This window comes from Mycobacterium sp. (genome assembly GCF_046330795.1).
Taxonomy (GTDB): Bacteria; Actinomycetota; Actinomycetes; order Mycobacteriales; family Mycobacteriaceae; genus Mycobacterium.
The window spans coordinates 1035612-1054163 of record NZ_JAXLSA010000001.1 but is presented as its reverse complement, the minus strand read 5'-3'; the positions used below and the strand labels follow the sequence as shown (position 1 = coordinate 1054163).

The following is an 18552-nucleotide window of genomic DNA, read 5'->3' as shown; positions in this document are numbered from 1 at the left end:
CCTGGCGGGTGCGGGTTAGCTCATCAGCACGCGATAGTGCCGCTCGGCGAAGAGCCAGCGCCCGCCCATCCGTACCAACCGGTCGGTGTACTCGCCGACGACCCGCCGGCTGGTTCCGTCGCGCAGGCCGATGTATTCCAGGCAGTGCGACCGCACGTCGGCCGCGTCGCCGTCGACCTCGATCGCGCCGGCCTGTGCGAAGAACGCCATCTGCGCGACGGCCTCGAAGACGCCGTGCCATTGCGCGCGTAGTTCGTCCTTGCCGTGGCAGTCACCCCCGGGTCCGGTGCGGATGGCGTCCTCGGTCCAGCAGGACAGGTAGCCGTCGAGATCCTGCCTGGTGACCGCATCGGCGTAGCCCGCCAGGAGTTCACGGATCAGTTCACGGTCCTCGGCGGGTCCGGAGAAGGCCATGCGGGCGATCGTACGGTCGGGGTGTGTCCTGCGTCGGATTGTCGCCGTCCGCGGCTAAGGTATCGAACAGCTGTTCGTAGACGGAAGGGTTGGGGCGTGCGCGTGATGGGAGTCGACCCCGGGTTGACGCGCTGCGGCCTGTCGGTGATCGAGACCGGCAAGGGCCGTCACGTCACCGCCCTGGACGTCGACGTGGTGCGCACCCCGGCCGACCAACCCCTGGCCAAGCGGCTGTTGACCATCAGCGACACCGTCGAGCACTGGCTCGACACCCACGTGCCGGACGTCATCGCCATCGAGCGGGTGTTCTCCAACCAGAACGCCAACACCGCCATGGGCACCGCGCAGGCCGCCGGCGTCATCGCGCTTGCTGCCGCCCGCCGCGACATCGACGTGCACTTCCACACCCCCAGCGAGGTCAAGGCCGCCGTCACCGGAAACGGCCGGGCCGACAAGGCTCAGGTCACCACCATGGTCACCAAAATCCTTGCGCTGCAGGCCAAGCCGACGCCGGCTGATGCTGCTGATGCGCTGGCGCTGGCGATCTGTCACTGCTGGCGGGCGCCGATGATCGCCCGGATGGCCGCTGCCGAGGCGATGGCCGCCGAGCAGCGCCGCAAGTACCAGGCCCGGCTCAAGGCCGTCCGGTGATCGCCTCGGTGCGCGGTGAGGTCCTCGACGTCGCGCTGGACCACACGGTCGTCGAAGCGGGCGGCGTGGGCTACAAGGTCATGTGCACCCCGGCCACCCTGGCCACCCTGCGCCGCGGCACCGAAGCGCGGTTGGTCACCGCGATGATCGTGCGCGAGGACTCCCAGACCCTCTACGGCTTCGCCGACGCCGACGCCCGCGACCTGTTCGGCACGCTGCTCGGGGTGTCCGGGGTCGGGCCCAAGATCGCGCTGGCCACCCTCGCCGTGTACGACGCCCCGACGCTGCGGCAGGCCCTGGCCGACGGCGATGTCACCGCCCTGACGCGGGTGCCCGGTATCGGCAAGCGCGGCGCCGAGCGGATGGTGCTCGAACTGCGGGACAAGATCGGCGCCACCCCGGCCGCCGGTGGGACGGGCGTGGCCGGCGGCCACGGGGTCCGCGGCCCGGTGGTCGAAGCCCTGGTCGGCCTCGGCTTCGCCCAGAAGCAGGCCGAGGACGCCTGCGACAAGGTGCTCGCCGGCGACCCGGACGCCAGCACCTCCGCCGTGCTGCGGGCCGCCCTGAACCTGCTGGGCAAGAACAAGTGAGCCGCTTCGACGGGGACGATCCCGAGGTTGAGGACGAGCGGGACGTCTCGCCCGCACTGACGGTCGGCGAGGGCGACATCGACGCCAGCCTGCGGCCGCGCTCGCTGCAGGAGTTCATCGGCCAGCCGCGGGTGCGCGAGCAGCTGCAGCTGGTGATCGAGGGGGCCAAGAACCGCGGCGGGACACCGGATCACATCCTGCTGTCCGGGCCGCCGGGCCTGGGCAAGACCTCGCTGGCGATGATCATCGCCGCCGAGCTGGGCTCCGCGTTGCGGGTCACCTCGGGACCCGCGCTGGAACGCGCGGGCGACCTGGCCGCGATGCTGTCCAACCTCGTCGAGGGCGACGTCCTCTTCATCGACGAGATCCACCGGATTGCCCGGCCGGCCGAGGAGATGCTGTACCTGGCGATGGAGGACTTCCGCGTCGACGTCGTCGTCGGGAAGGGCCCCGGTGCGACATCCATCCCGCTGGAGGTGGCGCCGTTCACGCTGGTCGGGGCGACCACCCGGTCCGGCGCGCTGACCGGGCCGCTGCGCGACCGGTTCGGGTTCACCGCGCACATGGACTTCTACGAGCCCCTCGAACTGGAACTGGTGCTGTCGCGCTCGGCCGGCATCCTGGGCATCGAACTCGGCCAGGAGGCGGGCGCCGAGATCGCGCGACGTTCGCGGGGCACGCCGCGCATCGCCAACCGGCTGCTGCGCCGGGTCCGCGACTACGCCGAGGTGCGCGCGGACGGTGTCATCACCCGCGACATCGCCAAGGCCGCACTCGCGGTGTACGACGTCGATGAACTCGGGCTGGACCGGCTGGACCGCGCGGTGCTGTCCGCGCTCACCCGGAGCTTCGGCGGCGGGCCCGTGGGGGTGTCGACGCTGGCGGTCGCGGTCGGCGAGGAGGCCACCACGGTCGAGGAGGTCTGCGAGCCGTTCCTGGTGCGGGCCGGGATGATCGCGCGCACCCCGCGCGGCCGCGTCGCCACTCGGGCGGCCTGGACGCATCTGGGTCTGACCCCACCGCAGGTCACTGGGCTGGGCCAGCAGGGTCTCTTCGAATAGCTCTCGTGGGAGGATGCCAAAGTGTCTGGGGTATCAGGAAGAATTCGGTGGGTCGTTTCGGTTGTGGTGGTTGCGATCATGATCGGGCTGTTGATCTATAACCTGGTCGCGTGATGCTGACCGCCGCCTTGATCATCGCAGCGCTGGCCGCGCTGCTGCACGTCTACATCTTCACGATGGAATCGCTGACATGGACGTCGCCGCGCACCCGGGCGACTTTCGGCACCACGGCCGAGGAGGCCGAGACCACCAAACTGCTGGCGTTCAACCAGGGCTTCTACAACCTGTTCCTGGCGATCGTCACCGGTGTCGGAATCGTCGCCCTGGCCCTGGGGCACACCGGGGTCGGGACCGCGCTGATCCTCGCGGGCATCGGGTCGATGGCCGCCGCCGCGCTGGTCCTGATGGCCTCGGCGCGCGACAAGCTGCGGGCCGCGGTGGTGCAGGGCACCCTGCCGGTGATCGGGATCATCCTGCTGCTCATCGGGTTACGCGGCTAGCTGTTACTGCGGGTGGCCGGCCACGTACTCGGCGGCGGGCACGGGCGCCGTCGCGGCGTACCCGATGGGCAGCAGCACATCGCCGGCGGTGGTCTTGCAGTAGACGTCCCAGTTGTAGTACCCGCCGAATGCGGTCGGGTCGGCAGCGAGCACGGCGGCGTACTCCTGGACAGCCCGCACGTAGGCGTCGGAATGGTTGTACGCGAACACCGCCCGGTACGGATCGCCGGCAAAACCGTTGGCGGCCAGCATCAGGCCGGCCGCCATGATCGCGTCCCGCGGCGCGTGGATGTCACCCTGGCCGTAGGCGCCGAACGTCTCCGGCAGGAACTGCATCGGACCCTGCGCCCCCGCCGTGCTGTCCCCGTTGATGCTGCCCAGCCGGGTCTCGATCAGGTTGATCGCGGCCAGGTAGTTCCACGCGACACCGGTGGCGGCTTCGGCCTCGTGGTAGTAGCCCAGCAGCTCTCCGGCGGGTGCCGGCGGCTGAATCCGCCACGCGGGCAACGTATCCCGGATCGGCGCCAGCGCATTGAGCGCGCGGCGCGCGGCGACGTTGTGATCGTAGCCGTCCAGCAGTTCCGGTGGTATGCGCGGACGGACGACCGAATCCCACTCGGGGTGATTGCCGAGCGCGCGGTAGGCCGCCTGCTGACGCTTCGCGGCCGTCGCCAGTTCGCCCGGCGGCGTGGCCGGGTCACGCACGACGCGTTCGTCGGCCACCAGATCATCGGCCAGCGCAGCCGGGTCGGTGGCCAGGACGGGCTGGATGCCGGTGGGTACGGGCCGCGGGGGAGCAGCCGGGACCGGGGCGAGCACCGGAGGGGACTCCGCGATCACCGTCACCGGGCCCGGTGCCGCGGTCGAGTCGGTGCAGCCGATCATGCCGAGCAGACCGGCGGCCAGCATCAGCGGCGCTCCGCCGCGCATTGCGCCCTGAACCACGCCCCGGATCACGGCGCCAACGCTACAGCAGACCCAGTAGCTTCAGATCGGTTATGTACTTGACGATCATTGCGCGGGAGATGTGCGGAATGTCCTTGTCGGGGCCGATTTTCGCGTCCTGGACGGCGGCGCGGAAGGCGTCGGTGGGCGCCATCGAGCCGTTCATCGGCACCCCGGGCTGCTGGTAGTTGTGCAGCAGCGGCAACAGTGACGCCTGTCGCTGCCGATCGGGTAGTGCGTGCAGCGCGGTCTCGAACCGGCCCAGCCATTCGTCGTAGCGGGCCACCCGGGTGATCGGGTATCCCGCCGCGACCAGCCAGTCGACGAACTCGTCCATCCCGAGGCCGTCGTCATGGGGGTTCATCACGTGGTAGGTCTCAAAACTTCCGCCCGACTCCAACGCAACGCGCTCACCCAGCGTCGAGATCGCCTCGGCGATGAACTCCACCGGCAGGCCGTCGTAGTGTGCGCGTTGCCGGGCGCCGTCGGCGTCGAGCACATAGAACGACCCCGGCGCGATCCCGGTGGCCACCAGCGACAGCATCATCCTGGTGAACATGTCGGGCAGGTTGAGCTGGCCGGCATAGCTGGTGTCGGCCAGGATCATGTCGCAGCGGAACACCGAAACGGGCAGACCACACAGGTCGTGGGCCTCGCGTAGCAGGACCTCGCCGGCCCACTTGCTGTTGCCGTAACCGTTGGCATAGGTGTCGTCGACGCGGCGCGCCGGGCTGATGGCGCGGATGTCCCCGGTCTCGCTGAACCTCCCGGGCTCGATACCCGCGCCGACGCCGATCGTCGAGACATAGGCGAACGGTTTGATGCGGGTGGTCAGTGCGATCCGGATCAGTTCGGCGGTGCCCACCGCGTTGGGCCCGAACAGCTCCCGGTACGGCAGCACATGGTTGACCAGGGCCGCGGGGTCGACGATGAAATCGACCTCGTCGGCCAGTCGCTGCCAGGTAGCGGGGTCCAGTCCGAGGTTGCGCTCACCCTTGTCGCCGGCGATGACGACCAGGTGCGGCGCCAGTTCCCGGTAGTGGGCGATCAGGGCCGCATCACCGGTATCGAAGGTGGCGTCGAGCCGGGTCCGGGCCTGGTCGTCGGACTTCGCCCGAACCAGACAGATGACCGTGCCGTCGACAAGTGCCATCCGCTCGAGCCACTCCAGCAGCAGGTATCGACCGAGGAAGCCGGTTGCGCCGGTGAGTAATACGGTGCGGATCTCGGATCGCGGTCCGGGCAGCGACGGTGCGGCGGCCAGTGTCGGCGCGTCGATGAACTTGTCCAGGGTCAGATCGGCGGCGCGCACCTCGGCGGCGTCCCGGCCGTGCACGGCGGCGTACGTCGGGCGACCGGTGTCCTCGCAGCGTTCGGCCTCGATGCGGTCGGCGATGGCAGACAGATCGGTCGCCGGGCTGACGATGATCCCGACGGGAACGTCGACCTCGAGGATCTCCCGCAGTAGGTTGGCGAAGGTCAACGCGGACAACGAATCTCCGCCGAGATCGGTGAAGTGGTCGGTGCCGGACACCTCGGCGGCCGAAACGCCCAGAAGCGCGGCGGCAGTCTGGACGACGGTCGGCAGCACCGGGCCGGCGGACCCGGTCCGGCGCAATCGGCGCAATTCACCGGCCTGCGCGCCGGCCAGTTCGGTGTAGAGGTCTTCCAGCTGCGCGCCGTAACGCTCCTTGAGCTTGGGCCAGGCGAGCTTGCGGATGCCGGTCAGCAGACCGTTCTCCACGCTGAACGGGGTGGTCTCGACCAGGAAGTCGCGCGGGACCTCGTACGACTGCAGGTCGGCGGTCCGCGCGGCCCTCTTCAGGGAGTCGGCGAGCGCACTGCGCAGCGCATCCGGATCATGTTGGGCCAGAGCATGTTCGGTCGGCACGATCACGGCCAGCAGGTAGGGCCGGGTGCTGTTGGCGTACAGGTAGATCTGGTGCACCAGCGGACTGGCGGTGAAGGCGGCTTCGAGCTTGGACACCGTTACGAATTCACCCTGGGAGAGCTTGAGCACGTTGTTGCGACGATCGATGTACTCCACCCGGTCGGGTCCGAGCTCGGCCACGATGTCACCCGTGCGGTAGAACCCGTCGGCGTCGAACATCTCGGCGGTCAGCTCGGGCCGCTCGTAGTAGCCCGGGAACACCTGCGTGGAGCGCAGCAGCAGTTCGCCCCGCGGATACGGCTGGTCGCTGCGGAGGTAGCCGAGTTCGGGGACGTCCACCAGCTTGTAGTCGAGCACCGGCGGTCGCCGGATCACGCCGTCGACGAATACCGCCCCGGCCTCGGTCGACCCGTAGCCCTCCTGCAGGTGCATGCCGAGGAAATCCTCGACCCAGGACCGCAACTCGCCCGAGATGGGGGCCGACCCCGTCAGCGCGGCGACATAGCGGTCGCCGAGGGTGCGGCGCCGGACGGCGGCCATCACATCGGTGGGGGAGCCGTCGGTGCGGTCGAGTTCACCGAGGTACTCCTGGTGGAGCATGTCCCAGATCCGGGGCACCAAGTTCAGTTGGGTGGGGTGCACCAGGGCGAGATCCTCGATCAGGGTCGACAGATCGCTGCGTGCGGCGAAATACGCCGTGCCGCCGGTGGACAGTGCGCCGTAGAGGATCCCTCGCCCCATCACGTGGCTCATCGGCAGGAAGCTCAGCACGATCGAGGGCAACAACCCTTGCTGCTCGTTCCAGTGGGCAGCCGTCGCCACCCGCCAGTGGTCGGCGACCTTGGGCGCCGGATAGATCGCACCCTTGGGCGCCCCGGTGCTGCCGGAGGTGTACACCAGCAGGGCCAGGTCGTCCTCACTCTGCGGAACCCGCAGTGGCACAACGGAATCCGTACCCGCGGCGATCAGTTCGGTGAGGCGTGTCAGTTCGATGGCGCTGCCGGCCAGTCGTGCGGTTGCGGCGGCCAGGGCGTCGCGGTGGTCGTCGTCGCCGTCGTACACGTCGAAGACCACCAGACGCGCCGGCGACGGGCCGGTTTCGATCACCGCAACCGCGTCGTCGAGGAAGTCGATGCTGGTGGCGATCACCGTGGGTTCGGTCTCGGTGATGATGGGGGACAGCACGGACAGCGGCGCGCTGGTCTGCAGGGGTACGGCCACCGCGGCCAACTGCGTGAGTGCGATGTCGATGGTGGTGTAGTCGACGCTGGTGAATCCGAGGATCGCCACCCGGTCGCCGCGGTGCACCGTATCGGCGAGCGCGGCCGTCACCGCCTGCACGCGATCCCAGAGTTGGCCGTAGGTCAGCGTTTCAAACTGCGGTTGCAGCACCGCGGTGGTGCGGCCGGTGTCCGGATCCCGGCGGTAGGTGACAACCCGCTGTCCGACGGCAGGCCGGTCGGCGTAGCCGGTCATGACGGTGCGGATGATCTCGGGCAGTGACAGCGCCGGATCGTCGGCGGCCGCGCTCACGATCGGGTCGGGAGCCGCCGCGGCGAACTGGGGATCGGTGTCGTAGAGCGAGGCGATCCGGCGTTGCAGCCGTTGGTCGCGGGTATCGGTGAGCATGGGGCAAATCCTTTGAGCGTTATGCAAGTTCCGGCGGCACAGCGCCACCATCCGAAAACTACGTTAGCAAAACTAATTATATTCCCGCCAACTCCGCCTCTGCCGGATCGCTGTGAATCAGGCCCGGGAGTCGTCCGGGTTGAGCTCGTCGAGCAGGCGCTGCATGGTGTCGCACATCACTGCGAAATTCCTGGCGCCGACCATGTCGGCCCAGCGCCTCTCGATGTCGATGACGCGCGCGCCGGCTGCCGTCATGAGCGCGTTGCCGCGGGTTGTCAGGTCGATGAGTTTGGCGCGCCCGTCGGCGGGGTCGGGCCGTCGCACGAGGTATCCGAGGTCAACCAGATCGTTGACCAGTTCCGAAGTGGCCGCCAGGCTCAGCTGCGCCCGGCCGGCCAGGTCGGTCAGGCGGATGCCGCCCATGCGCAGATTGCCGAGGATCTGCAGGTGTGGGTTGCGGATGTCGCCGTAGCCGAGTTCGGCCCGCGGGGCGGCCAGTTCGATGCGGAACTCGCTCAGCAGTCTGATCAGCAACTGCCCGACGGCCTGTCGATCGGGGGATGGTCTTGAGCCGCCATGCGCCCAGAGAATACTACGGATACCGAAATTTCGGATTCCGAAGCAAATGAGGCCGGCCGATGATCACCGAGAGTTCCGAGTCCATCAGCACCGACTTGTGCCGCATTCATGTCCGTCGCGCCGGTTCCGGTCCGCCGGTGCTGCTCTGGCACAGCCTGTTCGTCGACTCGCGTTCGTGGGGATCGCTCTTCGACCGATTGGCCGAACGGCGCAGTGTCATCGCCGTCGACGGCCCGTGCCACGGTCGCAGCGGTGCGGTGTTGCGCCACTTCGGCTTCGATGAGGTGGCCGACGCGGCGGTGACGGTGCTCGACCGGTTGGGACTGGACACACCGGTCGACTGGGTGGGCAACGCCTGGGGTGGCCACGTCGGGATTCAGGTCGCTGCCCGCCATCCCGACCGGCTGCGCACACTGGCCGCCGTCGGCACGCCGGTGCGCGGATTGACCGCCCGTGAACACTGGACCATGTGTTGGCCCCTGGTGCAGATCTACCGACTGGCCGGGCCGCAGCCATGGCTGCGCAAGATCCTGGCGGACATCCTCATCGGGCCCGCAGCCATCGCCGCCCAACCAGGTCCGGCGGCACAGCTGATGGAGTCGTTCAGTTCCGCGCCGCGTGCAGCCATGCACAGCGCCATGCGATCGATGATGCTGAACCGTCCGGGAATGGCCGGCGACGCGGCGGGACTGCGGCTGCCGGTGCTGATGATGCCCGTGCACGGCGATGGCATGGGTTCCAGCCCGGCGGACATCCGGGCCGTGGCGGACACCATGTCCGACGCCCGCGTCGCCGAGGTCGCCGGTCAGGGGCACCTGGCTCCGCTGCTGATCGACCCCGGCACCGTGTTCGATCAGCTGCAGGCGTTCTGGAGATAGCGCCGAGCGTTGCCGTATGTCACGCGAAATCGTCTGCGCCGTAGCATGAGTCGACGCTCGGCACCGGGACCTACAGGTCCGCCAGGATCAGCGCCAGCACATCGAGGCCCTCGAGCAACAACTCGTCACTGATGGTCAACGGCGGCAGGAACCGCAGGATGTTCCCGTAGGTGCCGCAGCTCAGCACGATCACCCCGGCGGCATGTGCGGCGGCGCAGAGCTTCTTCGTCAGCTCGGAATCCGGTTCTGCCGTGCCCGATTTCACCAACTCGACGGCAATCATCGCACCACGGCCGCGGACGTCACCGATGCGGTCGTCGTCGGCCTGCAGCCGGCCCAGCCGGTCCTTCATGAGGCGTTCGATCTCGCCCGCCCGGTCGATCAGGTTCGTGGTCTCGATGGTCTCGAGGGTGGCCAGCGCGGCCGCGCAGGCGATCGGGTTGCCGCCGTAGGTGCCGCCCAGGCCCGACACGTGCGGCGCGTCCATGATCTCCGCGCGCCCGGTCACCGCCGACAGCGGCAGTCCGTCGGCCACGCCCTTGGCGATCACGATCAGGTCGGGCTCGATGCCCTCGTGCTCGCAGGCGAACATCGCACCGGTCCGGGCGATGCCGCTCTGCACCTCGTCGGCGATGAACACCACATTGTTGTCCCGGCACCACTGCAGCAGCGCGGGCAGGAAACCCGGTGCGGGAACGATGAATCCGCCCTCACCCTGGATCGGTTCGATGATGAGGGCCGCCAGGTTGGCGGCGCCGATCTGCTTGTCGATGATGCTCAACGCCCGCTCGGCGGCCAGCTCGCCGTTGGTGCCCATCTCCTTGTCGATCAGGCCGTCGCGGTACGGGTAGGACATGGGCGCGCGGTAGATCTCCGGGGAGAACGGTCCGAACCCGCTCTTGTACGGCATCGACTTGGCTGTCAGGGCCATCGTCATGTTCGTGCGGCCGTGATAGGCGTGGTCGAACGCCACCACGGCGGTCTTCTTCGTGTAGGAGCGCGCGATCTTGACGGCGTTCTCGACGGCCTCGGCGCCGGAGTTGAACAGCGCGGTCCGCTTCTGCCCGGTACCCGGCGTCAGCCTGTTGAGGTGCTCGGCGACGGTGACGTATTCCTCATACGGGGTCACCATGAAGCAGGTGTGGGTGAACTCGGCCACCTGTTCGCGCACCGCCTCCACCACCAGCGGCGACGAGTTGCCGATGGTGGTCACCGCGATCCCCGAACCCAGGTCGATCAGCCGGTTCCCGTCGACGTCCTCGACGATCCCGCCGAAGGCCCGCTGACAGTAGACGGGCATCGTCACGCCCACGCCGCTGGACACCGCGGCCGACTTGCGCGCGGCCAGTTCCTTCGAGCGGGGGCCGGGGATGTCGGTGGCGAGCAGGCGGCTCTGTTCCAGGTCGGTCACACGGTGAGCGTAGTCCGCGGTGCGGTCCGTCACCCCGTTTCTGCGGGCACGCGAATGGGCGACGGCGCGACATCGCGGGGGTTACGCTGCGCAGCAGAGGTACGCGGGGCAGGCGGGGTGATGCAGATATGTCGCGCATCTTCCTGAGCCACTCCAGCGCCGACTCGCGCGCGGCGGTGGCGGTCAAACAGTGGCTCGTCGGGCAGGATCCGTCGCTCGATGACGACATCTTTCTCGACCTGGACCCTGACACCGGCATCGGCGCGGGTGTGCGCTGGAAGGACGCCCTGATCCAGGCCAGCGACCGGTGCGAGGCCGTGGTGTGTCTGCTTTCGAAGAACTGGCGCAACTCGTCCTGGTGCGTCGGTGAGTTCCGGGCCGCCGAACTGCACAAGAAACAGATCTTCGCCGCCCGACTGGAGGACATCAGCGATTCCGACCCGACCTCCGACTGGCAGCACGTCGACCTCTTCGGGTCTGGCCCGCAGATCGATATCGACATCGGCGACGACGGCCCGCCGATCTCCTTCATCGCATCGGGACTGCGCCGGTTGCGCGACGGCCTGTGGGCGGCGGGTATCGGGGCGCAGTCGTTTCCGTGGCCACCTGCGGATGAACCGGATCGGGCGCCGTACCGGGGCTGGGAGCCGTTCGAGCCGGTCGACGCCGGGGTGTTCTTCGGCCGGGACACCCAGATTCTGCGCGCCACCGAAGCCCTGCGGGAGATGAGGATCCTGCGCACCAGCATGCTCTTCGTCGTGCTCGGCCCGTCCGGCGCGGGCAAGTCGTCGTTCCTGCGTGCCGGGGTGCTGCCGCGACTGCGCAAGGACGACCGGTCCTACGTGGTGCTCGACGTGGTCCGCCCGGAGCGCAACGTGCTCACCGGTGAGTCCGGTCTGGCCCAAGCGATCTGGGACAGCCGCACCCGGCTGGACCTCACCGGGCCGTCGCTCGGCGATATCCGGGCGGCCTGCATGGCCGGCGACGCCCGGAGCGTCGGCGGCTGGCTGCGGGACTGCCAGGACGCCGCGACGACGCGCATGCTCGACGGCCCACATGGTGAGCCGCCGACCCTGCTGCTGCCACTGGATCAGGCCGAGGAGTTGTTCTCGACGGAAGCCGGCGACCAGGCGACGGTGTTCATGACGATGCTGCGCGATCTGGCCGATGCCGGGATCGCGCTGATCGTCACGGTCACGATCCGGACCGACCGCTACGAGGTGATGCAGACGGCGCCGGAGTTGGCCGGTGTCGGCAGTGTGGTCTTCGATCAGCTGAAGCCGATGCGGCCGACCCAGTTCAAGGAGGTGATCACCGGGCCGGCGGCACGGTCGGCCCGGAGCCGGCACCGATTCACCCTGGACGACGACCTGGTGGAGCGGCTGCTGTCCGACGCCGGTGGGGGCGCCGACGGTGGTGACGCACTGCCCCTGCTCTCGCTGACACTGGCCCGGCTCTATCACGACTACGGCTCCACGGGACGAATCACGTTGGCGCCGTACGACGCCGGCGGTGGGATGGCCAGCATCGTGCAGACCGAGATCGACGATCTACTGTCCGGGGATCCCGACGTCCGGGCAGGTGAATTGGCGCTGCTGCGAAGTGCTTTCGTCCCGTGGCTGGCAACGGTGAACCCGATCAACGACCAGCCGTTGCGCCGGGTCGCCCGGTGGGCCGATCTGCCGCTGCCGAGCCGTCCGCTGGTCGAGCGCCTGGTCGGTCGACGGCTGCTCGTGAGCGATGTTCGCGACGGTGAACGGGTGGTCGAGGTTGCCCTGGAGAGTTTGTTCCGGCAGTGGGCCGACCTGGCGGGCTGGCTGCGTGAGCACCGCGATGACCTCAAGGCCGCCGACAACGTCGAGCGTAACGCCGAGGGCTGGCGCTCCAGTGGCCGCGACGAGTCCTGGCTGCTGGCCGGAACACGCCTGGCGGAGGCCGAGAAGCTCACCACGGCACCGGGTTTCGCCCAGCGGCTGACTCCCGCCGCTGACTATCTGGCCGCCTCGCGGGCCTACGACCAGGAGCGGGTGGAACTCGAACGCCAACATCACGAGGCCGAATTGCAGGCCGCCCGTGAACGAGCCGCAGCGGCCCGGGAGAAGCAGAAGACGGCCGAGGAATATGCCCGGGTGCTGCGCCGCCGCTCCCGGGTCCTGCGCGTGGCGGTGGCCGTCGCGGTGGTGGTCGCCCTGGTTGCGGCGGCCGGATTCGTCTACGCCATGGTGGCCCGCGGGCAGGCCCAGGAACGCACGCGCGAGGCGCGCGCGCTGCAGCTGGTTCAGGAGGCCAGGGCGATGCTCAGCGGGACGCTGCCGGGCAGCGACGTGGCCGCGTTCCAGGGGTTGCTGGCGGCTGCTGCGCTCAGCGGTCACCACGACGACGCGCCGCTGTTGGAGGCTCTGTTGGAGCGCCCCCGGACGTTGAAGATCATGCCGACCGCGGCCGGCGTATCGGCGGTCGCGTACACTCCCGACGGCCGTCGCTTCGCGGCTGCGCTCGCGAATGGAACAGTGCGGCAATGGAATTCGGATCGAACCCCGATCGCCACCCCGCTCGATGTGCCGGCCACGCCAGCGGCGGACTACAGCGCGGTTGCCTACGATCCGGACGGTTCGCGACTGGTGGTCGGGCGGCGGGACGGCCGGGTGTTGCTGTTCGATGCCGACAGCGGGGCCCGACTGCTGCCGGAGATGTATGGGCATCGGGGCACCGTGGTCGGGGTCGCGGTCTCCCGCGACCGGATCGTGTCGGCCGGAGCAGACCGGACCGTGCGAGTCTGGAACGCGCGTACCGGCCGGCAGGTCGCCGATATCGACACGGGCAGTCAGGTGTTCGGCCTCGCCGTCGACCCCGCCGGCCGGTTCATCGCGTCCGCCGGTGCTGATGGGGTGGTGCGGCTGTGGGACTTCGACGCTCACCGCCTGACGCGGGAATTCAAGGTGCCCAACGGAAGTGCGATGAGTGTCGCGATCAGCGCGGCCGGCCCCGGGGGTGCCGGGCGGATCGCGGCCGGCGACGCCCGTGGCGTCGTCCGGATGTGGAGTCTGGCACCCGGCCCGGGCGGCCCGGTTGTCGACTTCGCCGGTCATACCGACGCTGTCATGAGTCTGGCCTTCGATCCCGCCGGTGACCGACTGGTTTCCGGCGGTGTGGACCAGACGGTTCGGCTGTGGAACGTCGGTGCCGGCCGGCCGATCGGCGACCCGATGACCGGTCACCACGACACTGTCTGGGGAGTGGCGTTCAGCCCCGACGGGCACACGGTGGTCAGCGGCGCCGGGATCGACGACAAGTCGATACGAATCTGGAATGCCGATACGCCGCAACCTGTTTCACGCCCGGTGGTCGGCAACGGCGAACGGTTCACCGGTGCCGCGTTCAGCCCCGATGGCGGCGCTGTCGTGTCCGGTGGCAGCGACCACGCGGTCCGGATGTGGGACACCGACACCGGGCAGCCACTCGGCGACCCGGCACTGCTGCCCGGGGTGGTCAATGCGACGGCGTTCAGTCCGGCGGGTGATCGCGTCGGTGCCGGCAGCGCCGACGGCACGGTCGGGATCTGGCCCGTCGTGCACTCACCCGACGGTTCTCCGGGGCTGGGCACACAACCCGCCCTGCTGCACACCGACGGCGCGGCGGTCCTGGCGGTGGCGTTCAGCGCGCGCGGGGACCGGCTGGCCGCGGCGACCGCCGACGGTTCGGTGTGGGTCTGGGACGCCGACACCCTCGAGCTGATCCGGCACTGGCCGAACGCCCACCGGGGCGTGGTGTTCACCGTCGCGTTCAGTCCGGACGGCGACCAGATCGCCTCCGGCGGCGTCGACGGGCAGCTGCGAATCTGGGACGTCGACGGCGAAGCGCCCGGCCGGCCGCCGCTGATCGGACGGCCCGGGGTGATCACCGGCGTCGCGTTCGGCCCCGATGGCACGCTGGCCACCGCCGGTACGCAGGCAGGCGCCGACGGTAAACCGGTCGGTGTGGTGCGGCTCTGGGATGTGGCCGGGCGCCGGGTGCTGGCCGAGCACACCACCCACTCGGGGCTGTTGGCGGCGGTGGCCGTCAGCCCGGACGGCGGGCGGCTGGCCACCGGAGGGTTCGACCGGTTCGTCACCCTGTGGCGTGTCGCACCGGGCCGGACGGCCATCGATCCGATCGGCGATCCGCTGCCCGGCCACGACTCCGGGGTGGCCAGCGTCGCGTTCAGCTCCCGCGGTGACCATCTGGTGTCCAGCAGCTCGGACGGCACCCTGCGGTTGTGGACGGTGCCCGCGGCGTCGGATCTGTCCAGATTGCTGTGCGACAAGCTCACCGAGAACATGGATCCGGCCGAGTGGCGACGCCGTGTCCAATTCGTCGACTACGTGCCGTCCTGCCCGGGATTGCCGGTGGCCGGCGGGTGAGTGGGCTCAGCGGTCGCCGAACAGGTAGACGACCGCGTCGCCGCCGCCCGAGCAGGTGATGAAGCCGTCGGTCGGGATGCAGTACATCTCGTACGACTTGCGGGTGACGGTGCTGGCCGCCTGCACCACGCGCCGGGGATCACCGGACGGCGCGCCGTAGGCGCGGCGGACCTCCTCGGCGAATCCGCACGAGGTGAATGGTGTCCCGATGGCCGAGGCCGTCAGCGGTGGAATGCCCTGATAGACCTGAGGGCACCGAGTGGCCCCCGGGGGCAACCCCGGCACCGTCGGTGCGGCCCCGGCCGCGGTACCGGCAGCCTGCGCGCCGGTCGACTCCGGCGCCACCAACACATACGTCCCGCCGGCGACGCCGGCTGCGCAGGCCGCCGCGGCCACCGAGCGCAGCACGCCCTGCGCGGACGGGCGGTTCACCGCGGTCCGTTCAGCGTCGGCCCGTCGACCGTGTCGATCGTGGTGAACCGGTCGACCGGATCCCGGCGCAGCCGCCGGGCCCGGTGCACCGGATGACCGAGGGTGATGACGGCGGCCAGGGTCAACTGCGGGGGAGCGCCGAGCAGTTCCTGTACGGCGTCCTCCGCGTGTACGGACATGGTGGTCAGGACGCCGCCGAGCCCTTCGGCGTGCGCCGCCAGCAGGATGCTCCACGCGAACGGGTAGATCGAGGCCCCGCCCGCATAGGTGTAGCGGTCCAGATCGCGGTCGACGGCCGCGAACAACGACACGTCGGCGAACAGTGCCAGCATCACGGGCACGTCGGCGAAGTTCTCGGCGAACCCGGGGTCGGCCCGTCCCCGCGCCGCCACCTGGTCCGCGACCGTGACGGCGGCACGCTCGTCGGCGCGGTCGTTGGTGGGGGCCCAGGGGCGCAGGCCGGCCTCGCGCATCGCGACATAGTCGTACCAGCCCCGCTGGTAGAGCTCGGCCATCCGGCGTCGGCGGTCCGGGTCGCGCACGACGACGACATGCCAGGACTGTGCGTTGCCGCCGTTGGGGGCGAATCGGGCGGCGTCCAGGATCCGGGCCAGCGTCTCGTCGGGCACCGGCTGGGCGGTGAACTCGCGCACGGCGCCGGTTGATCGCAGCGCGTCGATCAGCTCCACACGCTCATCTTGGGCCCGTACCCAGATGCTGGCAATCGGGTTGCGTGCGGTGTGGCGACCAGTGTGTCTGGGCGAACTGGCACACTGGAGCCCGATGAAGCGCGGTCGGCCCGCCGTCCCCGGCGCCTGCGCAACCTGCCTCGACGTTAGGAACTGTCATGGATCTAGTCGCATTCCTGCCGATGCTGATCATCCTCGGCGCGTTCATGTTCTTCGCGTCAAGGCGTCAGCGCAAAGCCATGCAGGCCACGATCGACCTGCACGACTCCCTGCGGGTCGGCGATCGCGTCCACACCACGGCCGGGTTGCAGGCGACCATCGTCGCCCTCGCCGACGACACCGTTGACCTGGAGATCGCCCCCGGCGTGGTCACCACCTGGATGAAGTTGGCGATCCGCGACCGCATCGAGCCCGCGTTGGACGAGCCGGGTTCCTCGGACGCCCCGGCGACCTCCTCGACGCCCGGCGAGATCACCGAATCCACCGGCATCATCGACGCCGCCAACCCTGATCGGCCCTGACCGCCCGCCGGTCCGGCTCCCAGGTCCGGCACGTACCCTTTTCGAGATATTTCACGAGACAGGCGCGACGGCGCGGTTGAGAACTTCCGAGGAGAAACACCAACGTGGCATCGCCTACGGCCAGGAATGTAGTGCATCCGTACCGCTACCTGACGCTGTTCCTGGTCCTGCTGATCGGCGCCTACCTGCTGGTCTTCCTGACCGGTGACAAGCAGGCCAAGCCCAAGCTCGGTATCGACCTGCAGGGTGGAACGCGCGTGACCCTGACCGCGCGCACACCCGATGGCTCGTCACCGACCCGCGAGTCGCTGGAGAAGGCCAAGGAGATCATCACCTCGCGCGTCGACGGCCTCGGTGTGTCGGGTTCCGAGGTAGTGATCGACGGCGACAACCTGGTGATCACGGTCCCGGGCAACGACGGGAGCGAGGCCCGCAACCTGGGCCAGACGGCGCGCCTCTATGTTCGTCCCGTCATCCACGCCATGGCGTCCCAGCAGGGCGCCCCGCAGGGTGCCGAGGCCGGTGCGCCGGGAGGCCCCGGTGGCCCGGGAGCGCCGGGTGCGCCCGGAGCCCCCGCACCGGGAGGAAACCCGGGAGCGCCCGCCCCGGGAATGCCCGGAATGCCCTTGCCGCCCATGCTCGGTGGGGCTCCGGGCGATCAGCCCGAACCGGGCGCCCCACCCGCCCAGCCGGGTTCGCCCCCACCCGCCCAGCCGGGTTCGCCCCCACCCGCCCAGCCCCGGCCCTTTCCGCTCGAGCCCACCCCAGCGCCCACGCCCGCGCCGGCCCCGAGCCCGGCCCCGGCGCCCGCACCGCCGGGCGCCCCCAAGCCGCCGGACCCGAAGAAGGATCTCGCCGACCGCATCGCGTTCGAGAAGCAGCTACGGCAGAGCCCCAACCAGAACATCCAGATCCTGGCCCTGCAGTACCAGGCCGGCCGCTGCGGCGACAAGGACGTCCTGGCCGGTAACGACGACCCGAACCTGCCCCTGGTGACGTGCTCGCAGGACGGCAAGTCGGTCTACCTGCTGGACAAGTCGATCATCAGCGGTGATCAGATCGAGAACGCCACCTCCGGCTTCGACCAGCAGGGCTCGCGCTACGTGGTCGATCTGCAGTTCAAGGGCGACGCGGCCGACACCTGGGCCAACTTCACCGCCGCCAACATCGGCACCCAGACCGCCTTCACGCTGGACTCGCAGGTGGTCTCGGCGCCGGCCATCCAGGAGGCCATCCCGGGCGGCCGCACGCAGATCACCGGGCAGTTCACCGCCGACTCGGCGAAGGAACTGGCCAACTCGCTCAAGTACGGCTCGCTGCCGCTGTCGTTCGAGTCGTCGGAGGCCGAAACCGTTTCGGCCACACTGGGATTGACCTCGCTGCGGGCCGGCCTGATCGCCGGTGCGATCGGCCTGGCGCTGGTGCTGCTGTACTCACTGCTCTATTACCGGGTCCTCGGTCTGCTGGTGGCGCTGTCCCTGGTCGCCTCCGGCGCGATGGTCTACGCCATCCTGGTGCTGCTCGGCAGGTACATGGGCTACACCCTGGACCTGGCCGGCATCGCCGGTCTGATCATCGGCATCGGCACCACCGCGGACTCCTTCGTGGTGTTCTTCGAACGAATCAAGGACGAGATCCGTGAGGGTCGGTCGTTCCGCTCCGCGGTGCCTCGCGGTTGGGCCCGCGCCCGCAAGACCATCCTGTCCGGCAACGCCGTGACCTTCATCGCCGCGCTGGTGCTGTATCTGCTGGCGGTCGGACAGGTCAAGGGCTTCGCGTTCACCCTCGGCCTGACCACCATCCTCGACGTCGTCGTGGTGTTCCTGGTGACGTGGCCGCTGGTGTACCTCGCCAGCAAGTCGACCACGCTGGCCAAACCGGCCTACAACGGTCTCGGCGCGGTCCAGCAGGTGGCCCGGGAGCGTCGCGCCGCCGCAACTTCGACGGGACGGGGATAGGCC

Annotated in this window: 15 protein-coding genes; 8 read left to right on the top strand and 7 right to left on the bottom strand. The window is 69.5% G+C overall.

Annotated features, from left to right (window positions below; translation table 11 throughout):
- Positions 1-15: 15 nt before the first annotated feature.
- The gene (locus tag U0R18_RS04925) at positions 16-414 is read right to left on the bottom strand and encodes a nuclear transport factor 2 family protein (protein ID WP_526366500.1); all 399 of its coding nucleotides are present in this window, start codon (positions 412-414) and stop codon (positions 16-18) included.
- 96 nt (positions 415-510) lie between these two features.
- Between U0R18_RS04925 and ruvC the strand changes: the two genes are divergently transcribed.
- From ruvC to U0R18_RS04905, 4 genes are all read left to right on the top strand, one after another.
- Positions 511-1065 carry a crossover junction endodeoxyribonuclease RuvC gene (ruvC, locus tag U0R18_RS04920; RefSeq protein ID WP_526366498.1) on the top strand — a complete coding sequence of 185 codons (555 nt, stop codon included), beginning with the start codon at positions 511-513 and terminating at the stop codon, positions 1063-1065.
- Positions 1062-1655, top strand: coding sequence for a Holliday junction branch migration protein RuvA (ruvA, locus tag U0R18_RS04915; RefSeq protein ID WP_526366496.1), 594 nt, complete (start codon positions 1062-1064; stop codon positions 1653-1655). Before ruvC ends, ruvA begins: the two co-directional genes overlap by 4 nt.
- Entirely contained in the window at positions 1652-2716 is a 1065-nt protein-coding gene (ruvB, locus tag U0R18_RS04910; RefSeq protein ID WP_526366494.1) for a Holliday junction branch migration DNA helicase RuvB, read from the top strand. Before ruvA ends, ruvB begins: the two co-directional genes overlap by 4 nt.
- Before the next feature lie 113 nt (positions 2717-2829).
- On the top strand, positions 2830-3216 hold the full coding sequence (locus tag U0R18_RS04905) for a DUF1304 domain-containing protein (protein ID WP_526367437.1): 387 nt from the start codon (positions 2830-2832) through the stop codon (positions 3214-3216).
- 3 nt (positions 3217-3219) lie between these two features.
- Here U0R18_RS04905 and U0R18_RS04900 read toward each other — a convergent pair whose 3' ends face one another.
- The 3 genes from U0R18_RS04900 to U0R18_RS04890 form a co-directional block, all read right to left on the bottom strand.
- Positions 3220-4125, bottom strand: a complete 906-nt coding sequence (locus tag U0R18_RS04900; protein ID WP_526367435.1) for a lytic transglycosylase domain-containing protein — start codon at positions 4123-4125, stop codon at positions 3220-3222.
- A 58-nt stretch (positions 4126-4183) separates the two neighbouring features.
- Entirely contained in the window at positions 4184-7681 is a 3498-nt protein-coding gene (gene car / locus U0R18_RS04895; protein ID WP_526366492.1) for a carboxylic acid reductase, read from the bottom strand.
- A 117-nt stretch (positions 7682-7798) separates the two neighbouring features.
- Positions 7799-8209, bottom strand: a complete 411-nt coding sequence (locus U0R18_RS04890) for a MarR family winged helix-turn-helix transcriptional regulator (protein ID WP_526367433.1) — start codon at positions 8207-8209, stop codon at positions 7799-7801.
- Between the two features lie 110 nt (positions 8210-8319).
- On the opposite strand from U0R18_RS04890, the gene U0R18_RS04885 reads away from it, so the two are divergent.
- Positions 8320-9138: an alpha/beta fold hydrolase gene (locus tag U0R18_RS04885; RefSeq protein ID WP_526366490.1), complete on the top strand. Its 819-nt coding sequence runs from the start codon at positions 8320-8322 to the stop codon at positions 9136-9138.
- A 70-nt stretch (positions 9139-9208) separates the two neighbouring features.
- On the opposite strand, the gene gabT is transcribed toward U0R18_RS04885, so the two are convergent.
- Complete coding sequence (gene gabT, locus U0R18_RS04880) at positions 9209-10549, bottom strand: 4-aminobutyrate--2-oxoglutarate transaminase (protein WP_526366488.1); 1341 nt, start codon at positions 10547-10549, stop codon at positions 9209-9211.
- 128 nt (positions 10550-10677) lie between these two features.
- Here gabT and U0R18_RS04875 point away from each other — a divergent pair, with 128 nt between their 5' ends.
- Positions 10678-14949: a WD40 repeat domain-containing protein gene (locus U0R18_RS04875; RefSeq protein ID WP_526366486.1), complete on the top strand. Its 4272-nt coding sequence runs from the start codon at positions 10678-10680 to the stop codon at positions 14947-14949.
- A gap of 6 nt (positions 14950-14955) precedes the next feature.
- On the opposite strand, the gene U0R18_RS04870 is transcribed toward U0R18_RS04875, so the two are convergent.
- Together U0R18_RS04870 and U0R18_RS04865 are read right to left on the bottom strand one after the other, a co-directional pair.
- Positions 14956-15381 carry a serine/threonine protein kinase gene (locus U0R18_RS04870; protein ID WP_526366484.1) on the bottom strand — a complete coding sequence of 142 codons (426 nt, stop codon included), beginning with the start codon at positions 15379-15381 and terminating at the stop codon, positions 14956-14958.
- Positions 15378-16070 (bottom strand): nitroreductase family protein, encoded by a 693-nt coding sequence (locus U0R18_RS04865; RefSeq protein WP_526366482.1) that lies wholly within the window; start codon positions 16068-16070, stop codon positions 15378-15380. Before U0R18_RS04865 ends, U0R18_RS04870 begins: the two co-directional genes overlap by 4 nt.
- 158 nt (positions 16071-16228) lie before the next feature.
- On the opposite strand from U0R18_RS04865, the gene yajC reads away from it, so the two are divergent.
- Positions 16229-16591, top strand: coding sequence for a preprotein translocase subunit YajC (gene yajC, locus U0R18_RS04860; protein ID WP_526366480.1), 363 nt, complete (start codon positions 16229-16231; stop codon positions 16589-16591).
- A gap of 104 nt (positions 16592-16695) precedes the next feature.
- Positions 16696-18549, top strand: a complete 1854-nt coding sequence (secD, locus tag U0R18_RS04855) for a protein translocase subunit SecD (protein ID WP_526366478.1) — start codon at positions 16696-16698, stop codon at positions 18547-18549.
- Positions 18550-18552: the final 3 nt, after the last annotated feature.